General features: G+C 58.5%; 7 protein-coding genes and 5 rRNA genes. 2 read left to right on the top strand and 10 right to left on the bottom strand.

Going from position 1 to position 20091, the window contains the following annotated elements:
- Nucleotides 1–367 precede the first annotated feature (367 nt).
- Both CXR29_RS02685 and CXR29_RS02680 read right to left on the bottom strand, forming a co-directional pair.
- Nucleotides 368–2494, bottom strand: coding sequence for an ABC transporter ATP-binding protein (locus CXR29_RS02685; RefSeq protein ID WP_420897589.1), 2127 nt, complete (start codon nucleotides 2492–2494; stop codon nucleotides 368–370).
- A gap of 1 nt (nucleotide 2495) precedes the next feature.
- Nucleotides 2496–4229 (bottom strand): ABC transporter ATP-binding protein, encoded by a 1734-nt coding sequence (locus tag CXR29_RS02680; protein ID WP_101555942.1) that lies wholly within the window; start codon nucleotides 4227–4229, stop codon nucleotides 2496–2498.
- A 215-nt stretch (nucleotides 4230–4444) separates the two neighbouring features.
- Here CXR29_RS02680 and CXR29_RS02675 point away from each other — a divergent pair, with 215 nt between their 5' ends.
- Nucleotides 4445–5557, top strand: a complete 1113-nt coding sequence (locus tag CXR29_RS02675; protein ID WP_101555941.1) for a DUF6882 domain-containing protein — start codon at nucleotides 4445–4447, stop codon at nucleotides 5555–5557.
- Nucleotides 5558–5638: 81 nt separating this feature from the next.
- Here CXR29_RS02675 and CXR29_RS02670 read toward each other — a convergent pair whose 3' ends face one another.
- The 6 genes from CXR29_RS02670 to CXR29_RS02645 all read right to left on the bottom strand — a co-directional run bounded on the left by CXR29_RS02670 (nucleotide 5639) and on the right by CXR29_RS02645 (nucleotide 14375).
- Nucleotides 5639–6562 carry a DoxX family protein gene (locus CXR29_RS02670; protein WP_241241565.1) on the bottom strand — a complete coding sequence of 308 codons (924 nt, stop codon included), beginning with the start codon at nucleotides 6560–6562 and terminating at the stop codon, nucleotides 5639–5641.
- A 351-nt stretch (nucleotides 6563–6913) separates the two neighbouring features.
- Nucleotides 6914–7032: ribosomal RNA gene (rrf, locus tag CXR29_RS02665) — 5S ribosomal RNA — on the bottom strand.
- 176 nt (nucleotides 7033–7208) lie between these two features.
- A 23S ribosomal RNA gene (locus CXR29_RS02660) occupies nucleotides 7209–10327 on the bottom strand.
- A gap of 417 nt (nucleotides 10328–10744) precedes the next feature.
- Nucleotides 10745–12276, bottom strand: a 16S ribosomal RNA gene (locus CXR29_RS02655).
- Together the 16S, 23S and 5S rRNA genes form the textbook arrangement of a ribosomal RNA operon.
- A gap of 336 nt (nucleotides 12277–12612) precedes the next feature.
- Nucleotides 12613–14085, bottom strand: a complete 1473-nt coding sequence (locus tag CXR29_RS02650) for a type II toxin-antitoxin system HipA family toxin (RefSeq protein ID WP_127363810.1) — start codon at nucleotides 14083–14085, stop codon at nucleotides 12613–12615.
- Nucleotides 14082–14375 (bottom strand): helix-turn-helix domain-containing protein, encoded by a 294-nt coding sequence (locus CXR29_RS02645; RefSeq protein WP_025780997.1) that lies wholly within the window; start codon nucleotides 14373–14375, stop codon nucleotides 14082–14084. The genes CXR29_RS02650 and CXR29_RS02645 overlap by 4 nt, the downstream gene beginning before the upstream one ends.
- A gap of 374 nt (nucleotides 14376–14749) precedes the next feature.
- Between CXR29_RS02645 and CXR29_RS02640 the strand changes: the two genes are divergently transcribed.
- Nucleotides 14750–16171: an integrase core domain-containing protein gene (locus CXR29_RS02640; protein WP_127363809.1), complete on the top strand. Its 1422-nt coding sequence runs from the start codon at nucleotides 14750–14752 to the stop codon at nucleotides 16169–16171.
- A gap of 233 nt (nucleotides 16172–16404) precedes the next feature.
- Here CXR29_RS02640 and rrf (CXR29_RS02635) read toward each other — a convergent pair.
- Nucleotides 16405–16523: ribosomal RNA gene (gene rrf / locus CXR29_RS02635) — 5S ribosomal RNA — on the bottom strand.
- A gap of 174 nt (nucleotides 16524–16697) precedes the next feature.
- Nucleotides 16698–19816, bottom strand: a 23S ribosomal RNA gene (locus CXR29_RS02630).
- Nucleotides 19817–20091: the final 275 nt, after the last annotated feature.

Raw genomic sequence — 20091 nt, 5'->3', positions numbered from 1 at the left:
TTCAGTTATGGCTTGGACCATACGCAGGCACAGGAGTGCGCACGACTTTAGTTCATTTAGGTCATGACAGAAGTGATAGAGGTGTTGTGCCGAATGGTTATCACTTCGCAATACAGTTCGCGCGCCCGGGTCATGGCTCCCCTCGTGTTCGCTCCAGCTGCTGTCCTCTCACCTGCACAGGAACTTCGAATCGAGCTCGGAGATCCACACGGCAGAGCAGAAAGATCAATGTCACATTCGGGTCGATTTCGGCATAAGCCAGGCAGAAATCGTTATGCAGATGTCCGTTCATTGTCTGATTTCTGCGGTGAATGCGAGACAGGGTCCCCGAGCTCGAGCTCGGGGACCCTGCGGCCGGTCGGTCCTGTCAGGCCCGCGGCGAGGGCCCCTCCTCTGCCGGCGCCTCGGTGCTTTCACCGTCGGCATCCGACTCGTCCGCCCTGTCACCGGCGGAGGCCGCAGCCTCGTCGCTCTGCACACCGGACTCGGCCTCGGTCTCGGCGAGCACCTCGGCGGTGAACTGCTCCTCGGCGTCCTCCCCGCGGAACTGCGACATGTACAGCCGGTAGTAGGTGCCTTGTGCGGCAAGCAGCTGCTCATGATTGCCGTGCTCGACGATTGCACCGTCCTCCATCACGAGGATGGTGTGAGCGTCACGGATCGTCGACAGCCTGTGGGCGATGACGAACGACGTCCGATCGGTCCGCAGTGCCGCCATCGCCTGCTGCACGAGAACCTCGGTGCGGGTGTCGACCGAGGAGGTCGCCTCATCGAGGATGAGCAGCGAGGGGTCGGCGAGGAAGGCTCGGGCGATCGTGATGAGCTGTCGCTCACCGGCCGAGACGCTTCCACTGTCGGAATCGATGACCGTGTCATAGCCGTCGGGCAGCTGACGCACGAACCGGTCGACCATCGTCGCCTTGGCCGCGGCGACGACTTCCTCATCGGTGGCACCCAGCCGACCGTAGCGGATGTTGTCGGCGATCGTGCCCTCATACAGCCAGGCGTCCTGAAGGACCATGCCCACATGCGAGCGGAGGTCGGAACGGCTGAGGTCGCGGGTGTCGATGCCGTCGAGGAAGATGGTTCCGCCCGTGATCTCGTAGAAGCGCATCACGAGATTGACCAAGGTGGTCTTGCCGGCGCCGGTGGGTCCGACGATCGCCACCGTATGTCCCGGCTCTGCGGTGAAGGACACCTTCTCGATGAGAGGAATCTCGGGAGCGTAGCGGAAGCTCACCTCGGAGAACTCGACCTTGCCCGGGGTGCGCGGGGGCAGTTCCCGCTGCACCTCGTCGGGATCCTCCTCCTCGGCGTCGAGCAGTTCGAAGGTCCGCTCCGCCGAGGCGACACCGGACTGGAGCATATTCGCGACACCGGCCATTTCGGAGATCGGCTGCGAGAACTCACGGGAATACTGAATGAACGCGGTCGCATCACCGAGCGTCATCTGCCCCGTTGCCACCTTGAGGCCGCCGGCGACGGCGATGAGGACATAGCTGAGGTAGGACACGAACTGCATCGAGGGCATGATCATGCCGGAGACGAACTGTGCTCCCGCTGAGGCCTTGTACAGCGATTCGTTGCGACGGTCGAACTCGTCGAGCAGGACCTCATCACGGCCGAAGGCCCTGACGATGTCGAGACCGGAGAACGACTCTTCGACGTGCCCGTTGACCTCGCCGGTGTGCTTCCACTGCGCCTTGAACAGCTTCTGCGACCGAGTGCCGATGACACCGGCGATGATCGCCGACAGCGGCAGTGCGATGAGGGCCAGCAGCGCGAGCTGCCAGGACACGATGAACATCATCACGCCGATGCCGATGATCGTCAGCGCCGACTGCACGAGCTGCGAGAAGGCCTGCTGCAGGGCCTGCTGGATGTTGTCGACGTCGTTGGTCACTCGCGACATCACGTCGCCGCGCTGCCGGGTGTCGAAGTAGCGCAGCGGCAGTCGGTTGATCTTGCGTTCGATGTCCTCACGCAGTCGGTAGACGACCCGCATGACCAGGGCGTTGAGGATGTATCCCTGCGCCCACATGAGCATCGAGGCCACGAGGTACATGAGCAGGACGGCGATGATGATCTGCCCGAGGGCGGTGAAGTCGATTCCCTGCCCGGGCACCACTTCGGCGGTGGCGAGCATATCGGCGAAGTCGTCGCGGCCTTCGGCGCGGGCCCCGGCGATGATGTCGTCGATATTCGCACCTGCGGGCAGCCCAGCACCGATGACTCCGGAGTAGACGACGTCCATCGCCTTGCCGAGGACCTTGGGAGCGATGACGGTGAGGACCACGGAGCCGACGACGAGGCCGACGACGTAGATCATGCCCTTCTTCTCGCTGGCCATGAGTCCGAACAGCCGTTTGACCGAGGGCCAGAAGTGCTTGGCCTTGCGCGGAGGTGTGCCTCCGCTCATCTCCAGCTCCTCGCCGCTGGGAATGTACTCGTCTTCCGCAGCCACCACGGTCTCGGTCGAGGTGTCGTCGGCCATGTCAGTTCACCTCTTCCGCGGTCAGCTGGGATTCGATGATCTCGCGGTAGGTCGGGTTCGCCTCGGCGAGTTCGTCATGGGTGCCGCGGCCGACGATCTTCCCTGCTTCGAGGACGATGATCTGGTCAGCGTCCCGGATCGTCGATACGCGTTGGGCGACGACGATGACGGTGGCCTCCCCCGTCGATTCGTCGAGGGCTGCCCGCAGCCGTGCGTCGGTGGCGACGTCGAGGGCGGAGAACGAATCGTCGAAGACATAGATCTGCGGCTTCACCGTCAGGGCTCTGGCGATGCAGAGACGCTGACGCTGCCCGCCGGAGTAGTTCGTGCCTCCCTGGGCGACGCGCTCTGAGAGCCGGTCCTCCTTCTCGATGACGAAGTCGTCGGCCTGAGCGATGCGCAGGGCCTCCCACAGCTCGTCATCGGTGGCGTCCTCGTTTCCGAAGCGCAGGTTCGAGGCGATCGTGCCGGAGAACAGATACGGCTTCTGCGGGACGAGACCGATGAGCTGTGCCAGCTGGTGGCGGTTGAACTCGGTGACGGGGATCCCGTCGATGAGGATCTCGCCTGCCTGCGGATCGATGAGTCTGGGGATGAGGTTGACGATCGTGGACTTGCCGGAGCCGGTCGAGCCGATGATCGCGGTGGTCGTCCCGGGCTGGGCGGTGAAGGTCAGTCCTTCCAGCACAGGCACCTCGGCGCCGGGATATCCGAAGGAGACATTGCGGAATTCGAGCTCACCACGTCCGGGCAGGTCCGTGACACCGGCGGGGATGGTCATCGTGCTGCGGGTGTCGAGGATCTCTGCGATGCGTTCGGCGCAGACGACGGCGCGCGGAATCATCATCATCATGAATACGCCCATCATCACGGCCACCAGGATCTGCAGCAGGTACTGCAGGAACGCCGTCAGCGATCCCACTTCCATCTGTCCGGCGTCGACGCGGTGACCGCCGAACCACAGGACGGCTGCAGTCGCGAGGTGGAGGATCATCATGATGGCGGGGAACATGAGCACGAACAGATTGCCGACCTTGACCGAGGTTTCGGTCAGGGCACGGTTGGCGTCTGCGTACCGGTCGGTCTCAAAGGGTTCGCGGACGAAGGCGCGGATGACGCGGATGCCGGTGATCTGTTCGCGCAGAACGCCGTTGATGTCGTCGACCTGGTCCTGCATGCGGCGGAACAGCGGCATGAGGAGGTAGACGAGGATGGCGACGACGATGAACAGGACGGGCACGGACACCCACACCAGCCAGGACAGCCCGGCGTCTTCTCGCAGGGCCATGATGATGCCGCCGATGCACATGATCGGGGTCGAGACCATGAAGTTCAGGGTCATGAGCACCAGCATCTGAACCTGTTGGACGTCGTTGGTGTTGCGGGTGATGAGGGTGGCGGAGCCGAATCGTCCGACCTCGAGCATCGACAGGTCGTCGACCTGGCGGTAGATCGCTCTGCGGAGGTCGCGGCCGACGCCCATCCCTGTGCAGGCGCCGAAGTAGATCGCGGTGATCGCGGTGACGACCTGCACGAGGCAGACGAGCAGCATCGTCATGCCTGTCGACCAGATGAAGTCGGTATCGCCCTTGGCGACGCCTTCGTCGATGATCCGAGCGTTGAGGCTGGGAAGGTACAGCGCTGCGATGGTCGAGGCCAGCTGCAGGATGACGACCAGAATGATGAAGAGCCAGTAGTTTTTGGCGTATTTCAGGGACAGGCGGAGTAAGGCCACGTTGAACGTCCTGAGTGAAGAAAGGCTGACAATAGAGTCGTGAGAGTTGCGAAGCGCAACAGACTACCTTACATGAGTTCTCCTCCCCGAGGTATATGTACGGACGATGATTCCGGCAGTTCTGCTGAGACATCTACTCCACCATGAGGCACTGACACGGCCATCGCACCGCGTGCCTCCTCGATTCTCGGGCGCTCCCGCATACGCTTGAAACCATGAGCTCAACTCTGCAGGACCTGGTCAATCGCGCCGTCTTCTACTCGACGGAGGTGCAGACGCATTTCGGTGCGCTCATCGCCGACGCCGAGTGGGAAGTCGACTTCAGCTCCGACCCGCGTCTGACGTTCACGTCGGCCGACGGTGGCGTTCTGCGCGCCCGACCACATCTGCTCGGTTCCGAGTCAGGCAGGGAGAAGACGTGGCTGTGGGGATGGGAGAACGTCAATGACTTCCCCGATGCCGTCGTCGGGCTCTCCCACGAGGTGCGCAAGTTCGGGGCCGCCGAAGATGTCACCGAGCTCACGACACCGGAGCTCTCCCTCGATGAGGAGCTCGCACTGCGCCTGACCCTGGCGTCGAAGGAGGCCACCGACAAGTGGGCCCACTATCCAGCCGCCGCCGGTGCCGGGACCACGGTATGGCTGCTCGTCGATGCCGCCGAGGTCGCCCTGCCCGCACCGCAGGTCAAGGTCTCTGTGCGCGCGCTCATGCAGGGTCTGACGCAGACGACGGTGACCGATCACCGGGCGGCTGTCGAGGCGTACGTCGTCAAACGCGGCATTCCGACGGCGGAGCTGCCCGATGGTGGGCTGCGGATGCTGTTCGCCGACGGCTCCGCTGACCTGTCTTTCGACGATGAGCGTCGCATCTCCAACTGCGATCTGAACGCTCCCTTGGAAGGTGAGGCCGCCGACCAGTTCGCCGCCGCCGGGGGATCCACGGGCACCCCCGCCGAGGCGGCCGCAGCCTCCCGTACGCCGGATTCGGCTTCCGCTTCCGCCGCGGACGACGCTGCCGCACCGTCTGAGACGGCCCCGGCAACTCCGGCGCCTGCTCAGACAGAGGAAACTGCACCCACGAAGTCCGTGCCGGACGAGCAGCCGGCAGCGGAGCCTCCCCCGGCGGCCGAGGCTCGGGTCGACGAAGCCGCAGAGCCTGCCGCGGAGGTTTCGGATGCCGCACGCGGACAGCAGCAGCCGGAAGACGAACGACCGCGTGGAGACCACCCTGTCGAGCCTGCGCAGGCAGAGACTTCTGCCGAGGAAGAACCGAGCAAGGAGGCCAAGCCGAAGAAGAAAGGGCTGTTCTCGAAGTTGTTCGGACGCTGAAGCGGCTTTTGATCTGCCGGATCATGGACAGATGATTTGGGGCCCTGCCGATCGGCGGGGCCCCAAATCATTCATCGCCCTTCAGCGATTCACGGGTGCCTCGGGACCCCATCGGAAGCCGCGGTCGAAGAGGAAACGTCGCTCGTCATCGTTGTGCAGTGTCAGTTCCGAGTCTTCTGTCCGCAGGGAGAACTCCCCATCCTCGGTCGTCGAGTACCGAAATTCGACGGTGCCGGAAGGACCGCGAACGGGCGCCTGAGCACCTTTCCGGACCGGAAAGAGCTCCACTGTGATCGATTGACCGTCGACGCTGTAGACGCCGTCCTGGAAGTCACCATCGGAGTACCGCACGCTCATTCTCTTGCCGCTGCGGGACCCGATCTGCCCGAACGCGATCTGAGTGATGTCCGCGGTCGTGTGGTCGGTGCCGTCGATCGGGGTCGTCTTGCTTGACGCCGTGACAGTGTAGACACCTGAGATCTCCTCCGGAGTCCCAGGGCTGCCCCACCTCAGGCTGATACCGATTGCCAGACCGCTGCCGATGATGATGACGATGGCGAGTATCGGGGATACCCAGCGAGTGATCCGGACGAAGATCCGGTTGCGCCAGATGAGGCCGCTGACTGCAGGTCCGACGCTGCGCCCGAGTGCGAATCGCACGACTCGAGGCACATTGGGGATGAGAAGGATGAGACCCACCAGCGCCATCGCTCCGGACAGTTGCTTGACCGGCACGTCGAACGTCAGGTTGAGCAGGAAGACGACGCTCATGTCCAGAGCAGCGATGAGTGCACCGAGCCAGGCTGAGCGCCGGAAGAGCAGCAGGATGACGGCGATCAGCTCAGCAAGGCCTGCCAGAAACTGCACGGTCGGGGAGAACGCCATGAAGCGCCACAGCAGTCCCATGGGGCTCATCTCGCCGTATTGGACAAGTGCATCGGCGTAGTCGGCGTAACCCATCTGAACGTGAAAGATCTTCGTCCAGGCGTAGGGCAGGAGAGACACCGCCAGCCCCATCCGGAGCACCCAATGGAGGGCCCAAAGGATCCCGACCCATCGGGACCGTGGCCGAACCGACTGAGCTGACTGGTCTGTTGATTGTTCCTGTATCGCAGTGTCTTGCGTCATCATGGTAATCAGATTAGTGACAAAACGACTTGATCCGAAGTAGGGATCTCCGGACCATTCCAAAAGACATTCCCCACCTCCCTATTACTACCTGGCGGGGGCGCAGCAACCCCGCGCGAGGTTGCTGGGCCCCCGCCAGGTAGCAATAAGCACGGACAACACACCCCATCCGTGAATACAGTGATGGCCCCGCCCAAACACTGGACGAGGCCATCACCTTAAAAAACATTGCGGCAGTCACTTACTCTCCCACAACCACCAAGTTGCAGTACCATCAGCGCGAATGGGCTTAGCTACCGGGATCGGAACGGTTAACCGGGCGTTTCCCCACCACTATCACCACCGCAAAACCACACAGACCACCACCACAACCCACAAGAGTTGTCAGCGGTAGTGGTCCAAGAACCGCACAGCGAACGCGAACACCAAAAACTATGTAATACGCACACCCCATGGGTGTGAACTTCAAGCCATCCTAGAAAAAACAAAACATCTTTTCGCACACACCAACCCCAAAAGGATGGTTGATGAGTGATCGGTGTATTAGTACCAGTCAACTCCACACATTGCTGTGCTTCCATACCCGGCCTATCAACCCCATCATCTATAGGACACCTCCCCTGACAAAAGTCAGTTGGAAATCTCATCTCGGAGCCGGCTTCCCGCTTAGATGCTTTCAGCGGTTATCCATCCCGAACGTAGCCAACCAGCCATGCTCCTGGCGGAACAACTGGCACACCAGAGGTTCGTCCGTCCCGGTCCTCTCGTACTAAGGACAGACCTCCACAAATTTCCTACGCACGCAGCGGATAGGGACCGAACTGTCTCACGACGTTCTAAACCCAGCTCGCGTACCGCTTTAATGGGCGAACAGCCCAACCCTTGGGACCGACTCCAGCCCCAGGATGCGACGAGCCGACATCGAGGTGCCAAACCATGCCGTCGATATGGACTCTTGGGCAAGATCAGCCTGTTATCCCCGAGGTACCTTTTATCCGTTGAGCGACCACGCTTCCACAAGCCATGGCCGGGTCACTAGTCCCAGCTTTCGCTCCTGCTCGACACGTCCGTCTCACAGTCAAGCTCCCTTGTGCACTTACACTCGACACCTGATTGCCAACCAGGCTGAGGGAACCTTTGGGCGCCTCCGTTACTCTTTAGGAGGCAACCGCCCCAGTTAAACTACCCATCAGGCACTGTCCCTGAACCCGATCAGGGTCCGAAGTTAAGGAATCCACTATGGTCAGAGTGGTATTTCACCGATCGACTCCACCCCAACTAGCGTCGAGGCTTCCCAGTCTTCCACCTATCCTACACAAACCACACCGAATCCCAATACCAAACTATAGTGAAGGTCTCGGGGTCTTTCCGTCCTGCTGCGCGTAACGAGCATCTTTACTCGTAATGCAATTTCGCCGAGTTCGTGGTTGAGACAGCAGAGAAGTCGTTACGCCATTCGTGCAGGTCGGAACTTACCCGACAAGGAATTTCGCTACCTTAGGATGGTTATAGTTACCACCGCCGTTTACTGGGGCTTAAATTCTCCGCTTCACCCCTAACGGGGTTAACAGGTCCTCTTAACCTTCCAGCACCGGGCAGGCGTCAGTCCGTATACATCGACTTACATCTTCGCACGGACCTGTGTTTTTAATAAACAGTCGCTTCTCTCTGGCCTCTGCGACCACCACCAGCACATCCCACCGCAAGGATGGTTCACCGGGATGGTCCCCCTTCTCCCGAAGTTACGGGGGCATTTTGCCGAGTTCCTTAACCACGATTCTCTCGATCACCTTAGTATTCTCTACTCGACCACCTGTGTCGGTTATAGGGTACGGGCAACACACACCCTCACGTCGATGCTTTTCTCGGCAGCAGAGGATCACCAGATCACCCCACCAATGTGGGGCGCCCATCAGCTCTCACACACTTGCGGGGACGGATTTACCTACCCCCACGTGCTACAACCTTAGACCGTGACTACCATCGCACGGCCTGGCTACCTTTCTGCGTCACACCTCACGCTTACCGACTCCACACTCAGGTCCCCCACTCAAACCCAACCACAGGCCCGAAGGCCTGACGGGGTCATCACAGGGTTAGTCTCATGTGTTTTGGTACTGTCGGTTGTGTGTCGGTACCAGAATATCAACTGGTTGTCCATCGACTACGCCTGTCGGCCTCGCCTTAGGTCCCGACTTACCCAGGGCGGATTAGCCTAGCCCTGGAACCCTTGGTCATCCGGTGGACGGGTTTCTCACCCGTCTTTCGCTACTCATGCCTGCATTCTCACTCGAATCGCTTCCACCACTCGTTCACACGGCGACTTCACCAGCAACTCGACGCTCCCCTACCCAACACCACACCATTACGGCTATACGTGGTGCTGCCACAACTTCGGCGGTGTACTTAGCCCCGCTACATTATCGGCGCTCAATCACTTGACCAGTGAGCTATTACGCACTCTTTCAAGGATGGCTGCTTCTAAGCCAACCTCCTGGTTGTCTTCGCAACTGAACATCCTTTCCCACTGAGCACACGCTTAGGGGCCTTAGTTGATGGTCTGGGCTGTTTCCCTCTCGACAATGAAGCTTATCCCCCACTGTCTCACTGCCACGCTGAACCTTGACTGGCATTCGGAGTTTAGTTGACGTCAGTAACCCGGTAGGGCCCATCAGCCATCCAGTAGCTCTACCTCCAGCAAGAACCACGCAACGCTGCACCTAAATGCATTTCGGGGAGAACCAGCTATCACAGAGTTTGATTGGCCTTTCACCCCTAACCACAGGTCATCCCCTCCATTTTCAACTGAAGTGGGTGCGGGCCTCCACGCGCTCTTACACACGCTTCACCCTGCCCATGGCTAGATCACTCCGCTTCGGGTCTAGGACACGCGACTGACTCGCCCTATTCGGACTCGCTTTCGCTACGGCTACCCCACACGGGTTAACCTCGCCACGTACCGCTAACTCGCAGGCTCATTCTTCAAAAGGCACGCCATCACAGTCATCAAGATACTGCTCTGACGGATTGTAAGCACATGGTTTCAGGTACTCTTTCACTCCCCTCCCGGGGTACTTTTCACCATTCCCTCACGGTACTCATTCCGCTATCGGTCATCAGGAAGTATTTAGCCTTACCAGGTGGTCCTGGCAGATTCACACGAAATTCCACGAGTTCCGTGCTACTCGGGCAACGCACACACCACGACAGGCTGATGTTTCGTCTACGGGACTCTCACCCACTCCGGTCCTGTTTCCCACCAGGTTCGACTACACCAACCACGCTCGCGGACCAGTCATGCTGAACCGGACCATGCACACCCCACAACACCCTGACAGCAACACCAGCACGCTTGACACTGACAAGGTTTAGGCTCATCCAGTTTCGCTCGCCACTACTCCCGGAATCATTGTTATTTTCTCTTCCTGCGGGTACTGAGATGTTTCACTTCCCCGCGTTCCCTCCACATGCCCTATATATTCAGACACGGGTCACCACCCTCACGAGTGGCGGGGTTTCCCCATTCGGAGACCCTCGGATCAACGCCTGTTTATCGGCTCCCCGAGGCTTATCGCAGATTTCCACGTCCTTCATCGGCTCCTGATGCCAAGGCATCCACCATGCGCTCTTACACACTCACCCAACCCCCAAACAGGGCCGGCTTCGTGTGCGCGAAAAATTGTTTCATTCACCTCAACTAGATGATGACAAGAAAAATCACATTACACAAACAACACGTTCGTGTTGTTTGATGCTCGCGTCCACTATACGATTCTCAAACCACTACCAAACACCCACCACCACACAACCGCTTCACGCTGCTGTCTGGCCGTCGGGTTGGTCCTGTTGGTTGAAACCACACCCACACACACTGTGCGGGGTTTGTGATTCCAGGACCCAATAACGTGTTCGTCCTAGCCCACCCGATCACCACCGTCGTCATGGCACACAGGCCACACCACGCTGGTTGGATGAGCGAAAGAAGTGATGTTCCACCCTTGAGCACCCAACACCAACACGTACGGCTGGTTCGTTGGGGTTCTGATGTGTGCTCCTTAGAAAGGAGGTGATCCAGCCGCACCTTCCGGTACGGCTACCTTGTTACGACTTAGTCCCAATCACCAGTCCCACCTTAGACGGCCCCCTCCCCACAAAAGGGGTTAGGACACCGGCTTCGGGTGTTACCGACTTTCGTGACTTGACGGGCGGTGTGTACAAGGCCCGGGAACGTATTCACCGCAGCGTTGCTGATCTGCGATTACTAGCGACTCCGACTTCACGTAGTCGAATTGCAGACTACGATCCGAACTGAGACTGGCTTTAAGGGATTCGCTCACCCTCACGGGTTCGCCTCTCTCTGTACCAGCCATTGTAGCATGCGTGAAGCCCAAGACATAAAGGGCATGATGATTTGACGTCATCCCCACCTTCCTCCGAGTTGACCCCGGCAGTCTCCTATGAGTTCCCACCATCACGTGCTGGCAACATAGAACGAGGGTTGCGCTCGTTGCGGGACTTAACCCAACATCTCACGACACGAGCTGACGACAACCATGCACCACCTGTACACCAGCTCCAAAGAGAAGAACTGTTTCCAGAACGGTCCAGTGTATGTCAAGCCTTGGTAAGGTTCTTCGCGTTGCATCGAATTAATCCGCATGCTCCGCCGCTTGTGCGGGCCCCCGTCAATTCCTTTGAGTTTTAGCCTTGCGACCGTACTCCCCAGGCGGGGCACTTAATGCGTTAGCTACGGCGCGGAGAACGTGGAATGTCCCCCACACCTAGTGCCCAACGTTTACGGCATGGACTACCAGGGTATCTAATCCTGTTCGCTCCCCATGCTTTCGCTCCTCAGTGTCAGTTACAGCCCAGAGTCCCGCCTTCGCCACCGGTGTTCCTCCTGATATCTGCGCATTTCACCGCTACACCAGGAATTCCAGACTCCCCTACTGCACTCTAGTCAGCCCGTACCCACTGCACGCGCAACGTTAAGCGTTGCGTTTCCACAGCAGACGTGACCAACCACCTACGAGCTCTTTACGCCCAATAATTCCGGACAACGCTCGTACCCTACGTATTACCGCGGCTGCTGGCACGTAGTTAGCCGGTACTTCTTCTGCAGGTACCGTCACCTTACGGCTTCTTCCCTGCTGAAAGCGGTTTACAACCCGAAGGCCGTCATCCCGCACGCTGCGTCGCTGCATCAGGGTTTCCCCCATTGTGCAATATTCCCCACTGCTGCCTCCCGTAGGAGTCTGGGCCGTGTCTCAGTCCCAGTGTGGCCGGTCGCCCTCTCAGGCCGGCTACCCGTCGTCGCCTTGGTAGGCCATTACCCCACCAACAAGCTGATAGGCCGCGAGCCCATCCCCGATCGAAAAACTTTCCACCAACCCTCATGCGAGGATTGGTCGTATCCGGTATTAGACCCAGTTTCCCGGGCTTATCCCGAAATCGGGGGCAGGTTACTCACGTGTTACTCACCCGTTCGCCACTCATCCACCAGGTGCAAGCACCCGGCTTCAGCGTTCGACTTGCATGTGTTAAGCACGCAGCCAGCGTTCGTCCTGAGCCAGGATCAAACTCTCCATAAAAAACTTTATGTAACGAATGAATCCCAGCAAGACAGCCAACCCCTCACGGGGTGAGAAGGTTGACCCATAAAATTACTGACCAAACACACCATCCACCCCACTTAACGGCAGGAGGTTCGGCGAAGAACCACCCACACGAGGGTGAACCACTGTTTGGCCAGGTGATTGTCTTACCAGAAAATAAATTGTTCTGGCATCACAACTTGTTCAAACAAACACGCTATTGGATTCTCAAACCACAAACACACACCCATCACCACACCACAAAGACAGTGTGTTCACTGGGGGTATCAGTTTCATTTTTTGGTTACCCACCCGATCGCCTGAACCCTTGGATCAAACTGTGTTTGTCCTGGTCAGACCCGGTAGAAACGGTGTTCCGTGAACCTCGTTTCCGGCGGGGCAACGAGATATAACTCTAGACCACCCCGGAGGCGGCGTGCAAATCCAAAACCGGCTTTCTCCACGTGACACCCACCACACAGTCCGCAGGGCACAATGATGCCCCTTGCGGAGCGGCGGGCTGCGCATCAGTCCGCGCAACAACCAAGACCGAATATCGCGCGATTCAGCGGCCCAGTCGGATAACTTCGCCCAGGCGGGCGAGCTGCGGTCGATGACAGTCCCCATCTCAGTGATCTCTGCCTGTCGGATCCCGCGTTCGACAGCCTGCGATCTCCACCCTTCGACTGCGCTCACGACCTCATTGAGGACAGTCACAGCAGTCGGCTTCGTCAGATGGCAGAGAGAGGCGAATTCGAGCAGCGCCTCGGCTTCAACCTCCGCGGACACGACGCCGTTGATCGCGGTGTGGCGTTCGACCGCGGGCTCCGGTTCCGGATTGATGTCAAAAGCTGGGCTCAGCTGCCATCCCGCGTCCGCCCGTATGAAGCCATGGTTTCGCATGTGATCGTCCGTATTGTGCAAAGCAACTGAGAATGCCACTCGGCGAAACAGTTCCGCACAGTCGCTGCGCCAGCGCCGGCTGTGATCTTCGATTGCTTCGACGACATCGAGATAGTCACCGGCTTCTCCGTCCCGACGCCCGGTTGCTGTCATCGCACTCATATATCCGATCCGACGGTCGGCCGTACGATCGAACCTCTGCAGAAGAAGCACGGATCTCCCGTCGATGCTCAGCAACCGAGATTCAGAAGTGCCGATTCCGGCCCTACGGGCAAGTTCGAGTGCCAGGCTCTCCCATGCAATGACGTCTCGATCGTCTCCGGGCCGGGAGAACTTCGCGATCAACAGTCGTCTCTCATCGTCCGCCACAGATGCTTTGGGACGCGCCCCTCCCAGAGACCCTGTCCCAGCGTCGAGAAGCCGCTTCACAGCGGCGCCCGACCCTTCTGCGGCCCCATCGGCAGCCCGCTGCAGCTCCGGCAGGGAGAGCAGCTTCGGTACACGGTTCGTCGGGCTGAGGAAGTCTTCGCCAGCCGCACGACGAAATCGCAGAGCCCCTTGCCGGGTGCGGTCGCTGACTCCGAGCAGGAAGTCGATGTCTGTCAGACGGCGGTCACGGACGACGCCGTCGGCGACCTGCCGCCGATGCTCCTTCGCAACGAGGTTACGACCCCACCGGTCACGAGAGCAGCCGGCGAATGCTCCCGGCAGACCAGGTACGCTGAATGGGGCTGTCGACAGCGGGAGCTCAGGGTCGATCGAATAGGCCCATCGAGTCCTAGCGTACTCATCGGAATATTTGAACGTCGTCGAGATCTGCCCCCGTGCGATGTGGAAGTACGTGGTGCCGACGAATACCGCCTTTCCGCCATGGTCCATCTCAACCCGGATCTGCTCACTCATCGACGAACCCTGTTTGGAAGTGTTTCAGCGGAACGCAATCGGCCGACATCGGTACTCAGAGGATCAAATGCGGCGGACACATGGTCGAGCTGCCCCAGTGCCTGCATAACCGACATCACTGCCCCGATTGATACGCCTGCGTCACCACGTTCGACTTTCTGGAGCGTCGATCGAGAGATGCCGGCCCGCTCTGCGACTTCGACTGCCTTGAGCGATTGCATGAGTCGCCACCGACGAATCGAGGATCCGATCTCGGCAAGGCGGCGATCCACTTGACGAGTAACGCCCATTTGAACTCCTTATGAGTGCAATAGTCACCACATAGTCAATTAACGACTAGAATACGCGTCATTAGATCCACCGGCAATGCCCATTCCGGGCGAATGGGTGGCCGGCTCCTGTCCGGATGGACTCCATACAGACTCTGCGCGTCAGTGAGAACACCACTCATAGTCACCGGTGACCGGCCGGAGAATACACGAATGGCCTCGTCCGACTCTCAGAGGGAGTCGGACTAGGCCATTTGCTACCTGGCGGGGGCGCAGCAACCCCGCGCGAGGTTGCTGGGCTGTGCTGTCTCACTACCTTGCTTACAACCTGTCTCAACACATTGCTGACACCATGTCTCATGACGTTGCTGACACCATGAAGCACACTTCGGGTCATGCCCGAACCTCTTTCACTGGCCACCCGCCGCGCGATCATCGACTTCGACCCCAACGCATCAGACTCTCCACCGATCACCGAGTTCTGCCGCCACCACGGCATCACTCGAACCACGTTCTACGCGATCCGCAAACGCTACAAAACCGAAGGACTCCTGGCACTCCACCCCCACTCATCGGCACCGAAGAACACCGTACGAATCTATGACCAGACCACCACCGACCTCGTCCTGAAGATCCGCACCGAACTCGAGTCCACCGGGTGGGATGCCGGCCCGAAATCGATCTGGTTCCACGGAGTCGATACCGGTCAGTTCACCGAACCCGTCCCTTCTGTGGCCACGATCGGTCGGATCCTCTCCGACGCTGGGCGAGTGAAAACGAACCCGAAGAAGCGCCCGCGATCATCATTGATCCGATTCGTCCGTGCCAACGCCATGGAGATGTGGCAACTCGATGCCTTCGAATACACACTCACCGGCGGTAAGACGAAGATCACGGTGTATCAGCTCCTTGATGACTCCACCCGCTTCGACGTCGGCACACAAGCCTTCCACGGCGTGGAAAACAGTGCCGACGCGATCCAGACCATCTCCGCTGCCTTCACTGACTATGGAGTGCCCCAGGAGCTGTTGACTGACAACGGCAACGCGTTCAACGGCAACCGTCAGGGCTGGGTCGTGACCACTCAACTCTTCCTCGCCGACCACGGCTGCCGAGGAATCTCCGGCATGCCCGGACACCCGCAAACCCAGGGCAAGAACGAACGTGGCCACCAGACACTGCTGAGAGTCCTCGACGCCAACCGTCCCCGCAGTCTTGAGCAAGCGCAGAAGGTGATCGTGGCTTTCCGCGACCGCTACAACAATCGCCGACGGCATCAGGCATTGCCAGGAAATATGACTCCGCGACAGGCGTGGGAAGCCGCCGTGCATACTCCCTCAAACGGCACACCGATCCCGCGCACTGAGGTCGAAGCGATCGCACGTGAGTATGCTCAACGCCGCCGAGTTCAGGCCGCGTTGAACCAACCACTTCCCGATCAGAACAGGTTTGCCGGCGAACCCTTTCCAGAAGCCGCCGATGCAGTGCCAGACCGTGTTGTGATTGCCGCGGGCAATCCACAGCTCTATGTCCACGCTGTCGGACTCGGAGTACCGAAATCCCTGGTCGGGACCTATCAGTCAGTGGTCACCGAGGACGCTTACACCTTGTTCGACCCGACCACTGGTGAGGAAGCGGTGTATTTTCCGCTGCCAATTCGCACCGCTGAAACAGTCAGGCGGTATCCGTTGTGGAGAGTCGTTGGAGCCAGAATGCGTGGAGCTACGAAGACGTGGCTGACGAAACAGCATGACTATCTGCTCAAGCATTTCCCATCCGAGGCACCAGCTGACCGGACCGTCACGATATGTCACTGAAGAAAAGACAACCCCGCCCAGAGTGTCTGCAACCTAGTGAGTCAGGTTGTCAGCAAGGTAATGAGCGAGGTTGTCAGCAAGGTAATGAGTGAGGTTGTCAGCAAGGTCGCGAGTTTCCACACGAGGTTGCTGGGCCCCCGCCAGGTAGCAATAAGCACGGACAACACACCCCATCCGTGAATACAGTGATGGCCCCGCCCAAACACTGGACGAGGCCATCACCTTAAAAAATATTGCGGCAGTCACTTACTCTCCCACAACCACCAAGTTGCAGTACCATCAGCGCGAATGGGCTTAGCTACCGGGATCGGAACGGTTAACCGGGCGTTTCCCCACCACTATCACCACCGCAAAACCACACAGACCACACACACCCAAACCCACGTTTGAGTGGTAGCGGTCCAAGAACCGCACAGCGAACGCGAACACCAAAAACTATGTAATACGCACACCCCATGGGTGTGAACTTCAAGCCATCCTAGAAAAAACAAAACATCTTTTCGCACACACCAACCCCAAAAGGATGGTTGATGAGTGATCGGTGTATTAGTACCAGTCAACTCCACACATTGCTGTGCTTCCATACCCGGCCTATCAACCCCATCATCTATAGGACACCTCCCCTGACAAAAGTCAGTTGGAAATCTCATCTCGGAGCCGGCTTCCCGCTTAGATGCTTTCAGCGGTTATCCATCCCGAACGTAGCCAACCAGCCATGCTCCTGGCGGAACAACTGGCACACCAGAGGTTCGTCCGTCCCGGTCCTCTCGTACTAAGGACAGACCTCCACAAATTTCCTACGCACGCAGCGGATAGGGACCGAACTGTCTCACGACGTTCTAAACCCAGCTCGCGTACCGCTTTAATGGGCGAACAGCCCAACCCTTGGGACCGACTCCAGCCCCAGGATGCGACGAGCCGACATCGAGGTGCCAAACCATGCCGTCGATATGGACTCTTGGGCAAGATCAGCCTGTTATCCCCGAGGTACCTTTTATCCGTTGAGCGACCACGCTTCCACAAGCCATGGCCGGGTCACTAGTCCCAGCTTTCGCTCCTGCTCGACACGTCCGTCTCACAGTCAAGCTCCCTTGTGCACTTACACTCGACACCTGATTGCCAACCAGGCTGAGGGAACCTTTGGGCGCCTCCGTTACTCTTTAGGAGGCAACCGCCCCAGTTAAACTACCCATCAGGCACTGTCCCTGAACCCGATCAGGGTCCGAAGTTAAGGAATCCACTATGGTCAGAGTGGTATTTCACCGATCGACTCCACCCCAACTAGCGTCGAGGCTTCCCAGTCTTCCACCTATCCTACACAAACCACACCGAATCCCAATACCAAACTATAGTGAAGGTCTCGGGGTCTTTCCGTCCTGCTGCGCGTAACGAGCATCTTTACTCGTAATGCAATTTCGCCGAGTTCGTGGTTGAGACAGCAGAGAAGTCGTTACGCCATTCGTGCAGGTCGGAACTTACCCGACAAGGAATTTCGCTACCTTAGGATGGTTATAGTTACCACCGCCGTTTACTGGGGCTTAAATTCTCCGCTTCACCCCTAACGGGGTTAACAGGTCCTCTTAACCTTCCAGCACCGGGCAGGCGTCAGTCCGTATACATCGACTTACATCTTCGCACGGACCTGTGTTTTTAATAAACAGTCGCTTCTCTCTGGCCTCTGCGACCACCACCAGCACATCCCACCGCAAGGATGGTTCACCGGGATGGTCCCCCTTCTCCCGAAGTTACGGGGGCATTTTGCCGAGTTCCTTAACCACGATTCTCTCGATCACCTTAGTATTCTCTACTCGACCACCTGTGTCGGTTATAGGGTACGGGCAACACACACCCTCACGTCGATGCTTTTCTCGGCAGCAGAGGATCACCAGATCACCCCACCAATGTGGGGCGCCCATCAGCTCTCACACACTTGCGGGGACGGATTTACCTACCCCCACGTGCTACAACCTTAGACCGTGACTACCATCGCACGGCCTGGCTACCTTTCTGCGTCACACCTCACGCTTACCGACTCCACACTCAGGTCCCCCACTCAAACCCAACCACAGGCCCGAAGGCCTGACGGGGTCATCACAGGGTTAGTCTCATGTGTTTTGGTACTGTCGGTTGTGTGTCGGTACCAGAATATCAACTGGTTGTCCATCGACTACGCCTGTCGGCCTCGCCTTAGGTCCCGACTTACCCAGGGCGGATTAGCCTAGCCCTGGAACCCTTGGTCATCCGGTGGACGGGTTTCTCACCCGTCTTTCGCTACTCATGCCTGCATTCTCACTCGAATCGCTTCCACCACTCGTTCACACGGCGACTTCACCAGCAACTCGACGCTCCCCTACCCAACACCACACCATTACGGCTATACGTGGTGCTGCCACAACTTCGGCGGTGTACTTAGCCCCGCTACATTATCGGCGCTCAATCACTTGACCAGTGAGCTATTACGCACTCTTTCAAGGATGGCTGCTTCTAAGCCAACCTCCTGGTTGTCTTCGCAACTGAACATCCTTTCCCACTGAGCACACGCTTAGGGGCCTTAGTTGATGGTCTGGGCTGTTTCCCTCTCGACAATGAAGCTTATCCCCCACTGTCTCACTGCCACGCTGAACCTTGACTGGCATTCGGAGTTTAGTTGACGTCAGTAACCCGGTAGGGCCCATCAGCCATCCAGTAGCTCTACCTCCAGCAAGAACCACGCAACGCTGCACCTAAATGCATTTCGGGGAGAACCAGCTATCACAGAGTTTGATTGGCCTTTCACCCCTAACCACAGGTCATCCCCTCCATTTTCAACTGAAGTGGGTGCGGGCCTCCACGCGCTCTTACACACGCTTCACCCTGCCCATGGCTAGATCACTCCGCTTCGGGTCTAGGACACGCGACTGACTCGCCCTGTTCGGACTCGCTTTCGCTACGGCTACCCCACACGGGTTAACCTCGCCACGTACCGCTAACTCGCAGGCTCATTCTTCAAAAGGCACGCCATCACAGTCATCAAGATACTGCTCTGACGGATTGTAAGCACATGGTTTCAGGTACTCTTTCACTCCCCTCCCGGGGTACTTTTCACCATTCCCTCACGGTACTCATTCCGCTATCGGTCATCAGGAAGTATTTAGCCTTACCAGGTGGTCCTGGCAGATTCACACGAAATTCCACGAGTTCCGTGCTACTCGGGCAACGCACACACCACGACAGGCTGATGTTTCGTCTACGGGACTCTCACCCACTCCGGTCCTGTTTCCCACCAGGTTCGACTACACCAACCACGCTCGCGGACCAGTCATGCTGAACCGGACCATGCACACCCCACAACACCCTGACAGCAACACCAGCACGCTTGACACTGACAAGGTTTAGGCTCATCCAGTTTCGCTCGCCACTACTCCCGGAATCATTGTTATTTTCTCTTCCTGCGGGTACTGAGATGTTTCACTTCCCCGCGTTCCCTCCACATGCCCTATATATTCAGACACGGGTCACCACCCTCACGAGTGGCGGGGTTTCCCCATTCGGAGACCCTCGGATCAACGCCTGTTTATCGGCTCCCCGAGGCTTATCGCAGATTTCCACGTCCTTCATCGGCTCCTGATGCCAAGGCATCCACCATGCGCTCTTACACACTCACCCAACCCCCAAACAGGGCCAGCTTCGTGTGCGCGAAAAATTGTTTCATTCACCTCAACTAGATGATGACAAGAAAAATCACATTACATAAACAACACTTTCGTGTTGTTTGATGCTCGCGTCCACTATACGATTCTCAAACCACTACCAAACACCCACCACCACACAACCGCTTCACGCTGCTGTCTGGCCGTCGGGTTGGTCCTGTTGGTTGAAACCACACCCACACACACTGTGCGGGGTTTGTGATTCCAGGACCCAATAACGTGTTCGTCCTA

The organism is Brevibacterium linens (genome assembly GCF_003999335.1).
GTDB lineage: Bacteria > Actinomycetota > Actinomycetes > Actinomycetales > Brevibacteriaceae > Brevibacterium > Brevibacterium linens.
Note: the sequence above shows the minus strand (reverse complement) of the source record. Positions and strands in the feature narration are given on the sequence as shown.